Genomic DNA, 6,091 nt, shown 5'->3' on the forward strand with positions numbered 1-6,091 from the left:
AAACCTGCCTATTGTGTGGAGAAAATGTCGTTTTAAAAACGTCTAAACAAAAAGGATATCTAGAACCAGAACAGTATCAAATATATCATTGCCCACATTGTAATACTGCATTTTCAGTACCAAGAGTCGAAGATTCTAGTGAAGTTTATAATTTGATTTATAAGAATGCAGAAAATCTGGATGGTTATGGTGATTATCTTCAATTGTCTAAGAATATAAAAAATGTTCCTGACCCATTACGTTATTTGACTTGTAATGACAGAAACAGTTTAACATATTGGTCTATTGTATATGCATTGAAAAGGATTGTAAAGGCTAAACGTTCTTCTATTATTTTTGAAGTAGGATCAGGATTAGGTTATCTGACATATGCATTACGAAAATCAGGTTATTCAATAACTGGTTTGGATATATCAGAAACAGCGGTAAAAGAGGCTAATCTTTATTTTGGAAATTATTATATAAGTGGTGATATAAACGAATATGCCAATAAGCATGAAAGCTCAGCAGATGTAATTATTTTAACAGAAGTAATAGAGCATGTGAATGAACCAATGAAGATGATGTCATCATTAAAAAAAATGTTGCGTAAAGGAGGTTCTATTATATTAACAACGCCAAATAAATCTTTTTATCCAATGGACTCTATTTGGGAAACAGATTTGCCTCCTGTTCATTGTTGGTGGTTTGGAGAAGAAAGTATGGCTTATATGGCGAAAAAATTGGATATGAAATTAGAATTGTTAGATTATTCGAATTCTTATGCAGTCAATATGTCTCCTCCTAAATATGCAGGAGCAAAAGAATCGTATCATATTTTTGATGCTAATGGGAATGTTATAAAAGAAAAAACGCCTATTCGTCATTTTGGAATATTACCTCAATGGTTTAAGAAATCTCAATTCTATAGAATAATGTCAACTAATTTGTACCCTTTTATTAATTTGTTTTTACCCAAATACAAACGCGTAATAGCATTGTGTGCTGTATTTACAAAATAAAAAATAAAGGTCATCATTGAGAAAAATTTAAAATGATGACCTTTATTTTTTAATTGAATATTTTATCTCAGTGCTTCCACCTCGTCTGTATGTAACGGTATCTTTTTGCCTAAAAGACGTGCGCCATTTTCTGTGATTAAATAGTCCTCTTCATTGCGGATGCCGCTAAAATCCTTATAAGTAGCAACCTTTTCGTAGTTGATAAATTCAGTGAATTTCTTCTGTCCCCTCCATAGATCAATCAATTCGGGAATGAAGTAAACACCCGGTTCAATGGTAAGAACAAAGCCCGGTTCCAATTTACGTCCCAGGCGAAGAGATTTACGTCCAAACTGGGTACTCTTCGGCTTTCCGTCATAACCAACATACATCTCGCCTAAATTTTCCATATCATGCACATCCAGCCCCATCATGTGGCCAAGTCCGCAAGGCATGAATAAGGCGTGAGCTCCGGCCTTAACAGCTTCCATCGGATCGCCTTTCGTAAAACCGAGCTCTTTTAGCCTTTCCATAATAACGGCACATGATAGTTCGTAAACATCCACAAACGGAATGCCCGGACGAAGGGCTGCCACTGCTGCTTCATGGGCTGCCACCTGAATATCATATATTTCTTTCTGGCGAGTTGTGTATTGTGAATCTGCCGGAATAGTAGAAGACATATCACCCGCATAACCCATCTCCGTTTCTGCACCGGCATCAAGCAGAAGCATGTCACCACTCTTAATCATATTGCTATGGTCGTGATTGTGCAATGTTTGCCCGTTTATGGTTGCAATAATAGGGAAGGAGAGTTCGTAGTTATTCGCAAAGGCTACTTCTCCAACCGCTGCAGCCACATCACATTCTCGAATACCCGGACGAACAGTGCGCATGGCAGTCAGGTGCATATCGGCGGTAACGATACATGCCTTTTCTATTTCTGCAATTTCTTCGGCACTCTTATAGTTTCGCTGGTTCACAACTCCCATAATGAAAGGAACGGATGGTTGTTCTGCTCCCGGATGAATACCTAACCAAGCTAATAACTTGATTTGGTGTTCTGTACGGTAAGTCGGCAGATAATGGATTGCTTGACCTTTTTGTTGTGCATTCTTTAAATACGATTCTATCTCTTTATAAGGACGAACGTCTTTGATTCCTGCACTTTCGCTCTTTTCTTTTAATGTAGGTTGTGTACCCATCCAAACGATGGCATCAATAGTCAGCTCGTCTCCGAAGATAATTTCTTTGTCATTATCTATATCAATAATTGCAGCCAATCCGGCATAAGGAAGACCAAAGAAGTATAGGAAGGTGGAATCCTGACGGAAATGATAAGTATTATCTGTATAATTCATTCCACACTCATCATTTCCCAGAAATAACAACAGACCTGAACCAAGTGTCTGTTTCAGCTTTGCCCTGCGGGCAATATAAGTTTCTTTGTTAAACATAAGATTACGTTTTATTTAATGCTACCAAAGATAGGAATAATCTTATAAATAAATACTATTCACGTTTTAAGTCTTCTATCAAGAGAAGAGTTCTTTTCAATCCACCTTCTTTTGTAAGATGATACTTGGTGTCATAAAAAAGAGAGTCGTCAAATACATAACGTTTAGGATTTGTATAAAAAGGTATTTCTTTTTTTTGTAATATTTGTTGAATAGAATTGATAACAATGGAATCCTGTTGATAATTCTGAATACGATAACATGGTGGTATTATATATGTAGTTATCCCTTTATGTTTTAATAATAGAAGTGTTTCTTTTATTTCTTCTATTACTTTTGAATCGAAAAAATCAAGAGAAGAAGATGATGGTATTGTATGATGACCAAATTCCCAATGCCCCACATAATCCCCGTATTGATTAAATTTTATTCTATCGTAAGCTTCTATGTTACTTTTGTTTGTTATATAATGAATTAAATCAGATATTAATATTGATAATGATGAGCTAGGATAAGTGAACCAGTTTGTATGGGTTAATAATGTTGTCCATTCTTTTTTTATTGTAAGTAAAGAGGATAAAGTTCCCTCTCCATAATATGTTTTTTTTGTAAACTGTTCATACTCGGGAGTAATAACTAATATATCTCCTGAGGTTAGATAAGGAATGACTTCCTTAAACATGTATTTTAGACCAATACTGGCATGTATCCCCATATTTACAGGTTCCATATTTAGTGAGTCCTTTATTAGTTCAGAATTTAATCCAAAAGCAAGATTTGAACCACCTATAAATATTATTCGGGGAGAAGGTGTTTGAAGTAAATGATTTACTTTATCAATGTCAGAAGCTAAATAATTGTGCTTTAAATTCTTATTGTTTGGTAATATTACTAATACAATGCTAAGTAAAATATAACAAAGAGTAAAAATACAAATACATTTAATTAAAAATACAAAGAACTTTTTCATATCATGGATTAAAATTGAAAATAAATAAAAGAGGATTGCTCTACTTGTCTAAATAAAATAATACTGAAACCTATTAAGAGATAAATTGCCTTTTGATATGTTTTGTTAGGGAAAGGAATCGCAATACCGTAAGGTCTGTTTCTATAGTTCCATTCTAAAATGAATAGGATAGAAATTGAAAATAGAGTTGTAACAGCTAAGGTTTGCGTTATCCCAATCCCTGGTATCTTCGGAATCGTAAACAACGACCTGTCACACATCCCCCTCATATATCCCCAAGCCTGCGCTATCGATTCTGCCCTGAATAGTATCCAGCCAATAACCACAAGCATGAATGTTGTTCCCATTTGGACTAGCTCCGTGAAAGAGGGTAGCAGCCTGCCTTCCGCAACCGTATTTTTATACTTCCTGTTTTTGCCTAAAAGGAGCAGAGGAAGGAATAATAAGGCGTGGTAAGCTCCCCAGGCAATGAATGTCCAGTTTGCACCGTGCCAAAATCCGCTTACCAGGAATATGATTGTTGTGTTACGGATACCTTTCCATTTTCCCACGCGGCTTCCTCCTAAAGGAATATAAATATAATCGCGAAACCATGTCGTTAAGGAAATATGCCATCTGCGCCAGAACTCTGCAATATCTCTCGAGAAGTATGGATAATTAAAGTTTTGCATCAGGTTAATTCCGAATAGACGGGCACAACCGATTGCAATATCTGAATATCCCGAGAAGTCGCCATAAATCTGTATCGTAAAGAAGAAAGCCCCCATCAACAAAGCACTCCCGCTCATGGATTGGTAGTTTTCAAAGATACCATTGGCAAACAAAGCACAGTTGTCGGCAACCACCATCTTCTTGAAGAATCCCCAAAGCATCTGGCGCATACCGTCTACCGCTTTGTCATAATCGAACGTACGTGATCGGTTAAACTGAGGCAACAGATTTGTTGCCCTTTCGATAGGTCCGGCTACTAACTGAGGGAAGAAGCTGATGTATGCGAAGAATGCAATCGGATCATGCGTAGCCTTTATCTTGTGCTGGTATACATCTATTGTATAGCTCAGCGCCTGAAATGTATAGAAACTGATCCCTACAGGTAGAAGGATTTCCAATGTAACGAAGTCCAATTGCATTCCGAATGCTTTGAATAAGGTTGCCAAATTCTCCGAAAAGAAATTGAAGTATTTAAACAAACATAGTATAAGTAAGTTCAGTATAATATTACTGGCACTAATCCATTTTTGTTTCTTTCTATTTCCTTCATTTCGCTCAAGGCAGATACCGCTAAGATAGCTGCACAGAGAAGTAATAGCAATGAGTATAAGGAATCTCCAGTCCCACCAACCATAAAACAGATAACTAACAAAGACAATAAACAGATTTTGCCATTTAAGTGGTTTGAATACAAACCAATATCCCAAGAATACAAGGGGAAGAAAGACAAGAAATTCAAATGAATTGAATAACATAGTAGAGTTATATCATATCCTTATCCGTTTCCCCTTTGATAAGTATGTTAAGTGTTATAAATAAAAAGCGTGGGAACTGTCTTTATGTCTTTATCTGTCATAGAGGTATCCCCATACCCACCGTACAAATAATAAACAACAGTCCCACGCCAATATGATATAACTGTCTCGTTTCCGAGATGTTCATATACCACAGGCGTGAGCTATTTCTGTTGTCATTAATCTTGTACGGCTTCGAAAATTGGGGATTTTCTATGACAAGAATAATTTCTTTAGAAACGCTCTTTTTAGTTATGGCCTTCTACAGAGACCTATCTCTATAGGCATGAAGAATTGTTGCAAAGGTAAAGAATAGTTCTTATTTCTCCTAAAATTTTAAAATATAACCAACGTTGTCTCATTGAATATGATCTCTGCTACTGTTGTTTTACGTCATGAGTCCTGACAAATTAATTGGATCACATTTGTGATCTGAACGGATCACTCCTGTGATTTAATTAGATCACCCTTGTGATTTATATAGATCACGGCTGTGATCCGATTAATAGTTCGGCATGAAAATGCTACTTTCTCTGCTTAAACAGATAAAAATGAGCGGATATGGAGATGAATAGTATGGAAGGAGAGGATTAGACGGTGTTAGGCTTTTGTTTTATCCTTGTAATATTTATAGCGTTCCATTACTTCGCGTACATAATTATATGTTTCCGATCCGCGAAGATAGCCATGCTTGCAAACGGGGTCGTTGTAATACAGCGGATCGCTTTTAAGACGTATGTATTCTGCCACATTATCATCCCATTTATTAGGGTCTTTGCCATATTTTTCTGCTAATTTCTGGGCATCGTAAACGTGTCCGATACCTGCGTTGTATGAAGCTAAAGTGAACTTCATACGTTCTTTCGGATCTTCTATCTTGGAAAAGCCCTGACGAAAACGTCGCAGACAGTCTACTCCGGTGCGAATACCTACTTCGGGGTCTTTTAATTCGTGAGGCGTAACACCAAGTGCTTTGGCCGTATTTGGCATGATTCCCATTAGCCCTTCTGCTCCGGCCCACGATACAACCGACGGGTCAAAACGAGACTCTTGATAAGCTATTGAGGCAAGCAACCGCCAGTCCCAACCCAAGTTAACGGCGTGCTTCCGGAATAGTTGGTCGTATGGAGAGATATGTCCGTTTTTTATGGCAGGCAGATCGGCGGGAAAAAGGTGTTT

At 37.0% G+C, this 6,091-nt stretch carries 5 protein-coding genes; 1 reads left to right on the forward strand and 4 read right to left on the reverse strand.

Going from position 1 to position 6,091, the window contains the following annotated elements:
* On the forward strand, positions 1-1,001 hold a 1,001-nt coding region (locus C1721_RS13220), incomplete at its 5' end, for a class I SAM-dependent methyltransferase (RefSeq protein WP_159063588.1).
* Positions 1,002-1,063: 62 nt separating this feature from the next.
* Here C1721_RS13220 and C1721_RS13225 read toward each other — a convergent pair.
* From C1721_RS13225 to C1721_RS13240, 4 genes are all read right to left on the reverse strand, one after another.
* Positions 1,064-2,437, reverse strand: a complete 1,374-nt coding sequence (locus tag C1721_RS13225) for an aminopeptidase P family protein (RefSeq protein WP_102408706.1) — start codon at positions 2,435-2,437, stop codon at positions 1,064-1,066.
* A 55-nt stretch (positions 2,438-2,492) separates the two neighbouring features.
* Positions 2,493-3,407: a hypothetical protein gene (locus C1721_RS16215; protein ID WP_102408707.1), complete on the reverse strand. Its 915-nt coding sequence runs from the start codon at positions 3,405-3,407 to the stop codon at positions 2,493-2,495.
* Between the two features lie 8 nt (positions 3,408-3,415).
* Complete coding sequence (locus tag C1721_RS13235) at positions 3,416-4,873, reverse strand: MBOAT family O-acyltransferase (RefSeq protein WP_102408708.1); 1,458 nt, start codon at positions 4,871-4,873, stop codon at positions 3,416-3,418.
* Positions 4,874-5,512: 639 nt separating this feature from the next.
* The coding region (locus C1721_RS13240) for a transglycosylase SLT domain-containing protein (RefSeq protein ID WP_159063589.1) at positions 5,513-6,091 on the reverse strand (579 nt) is incomplete at its 5' end.

Origin of the sequence: Parabacteroides bouchesdurhonensis (genome assembly GCF_900186615.1) — a bacterium.
Lineage (GTDB): Bacteria > Bacteroidota > Bacteroidia > Bacteroidales > Tannerellaceae > Parabacteroides > Parabacteroides bouchesdurhonensis.

Coding starts and splice junctions, on each gene's coding strand:
- C1721_RS13225 (WP_102408706.1), bottom strand. CDS start 2,437: ATGTTTAACAAAGAAACTTATATTGCCCGCAGGGCAAAGCTGAAACAG.
- C1721_RS16215 (WP_102408707.1), bottom strand. CDS start 3,407: ATGAAAAAGTTCTTTGTATTTTTAATTAAATGTATTTGTATTTTTACT.
- C1721_RS13235 (WP_102408708.1), bottom strand. CDS start 4,873: ATGTTATTCAATTCATTTGAATTTCTTGTCTTTCTTCCCCTTGTATTC.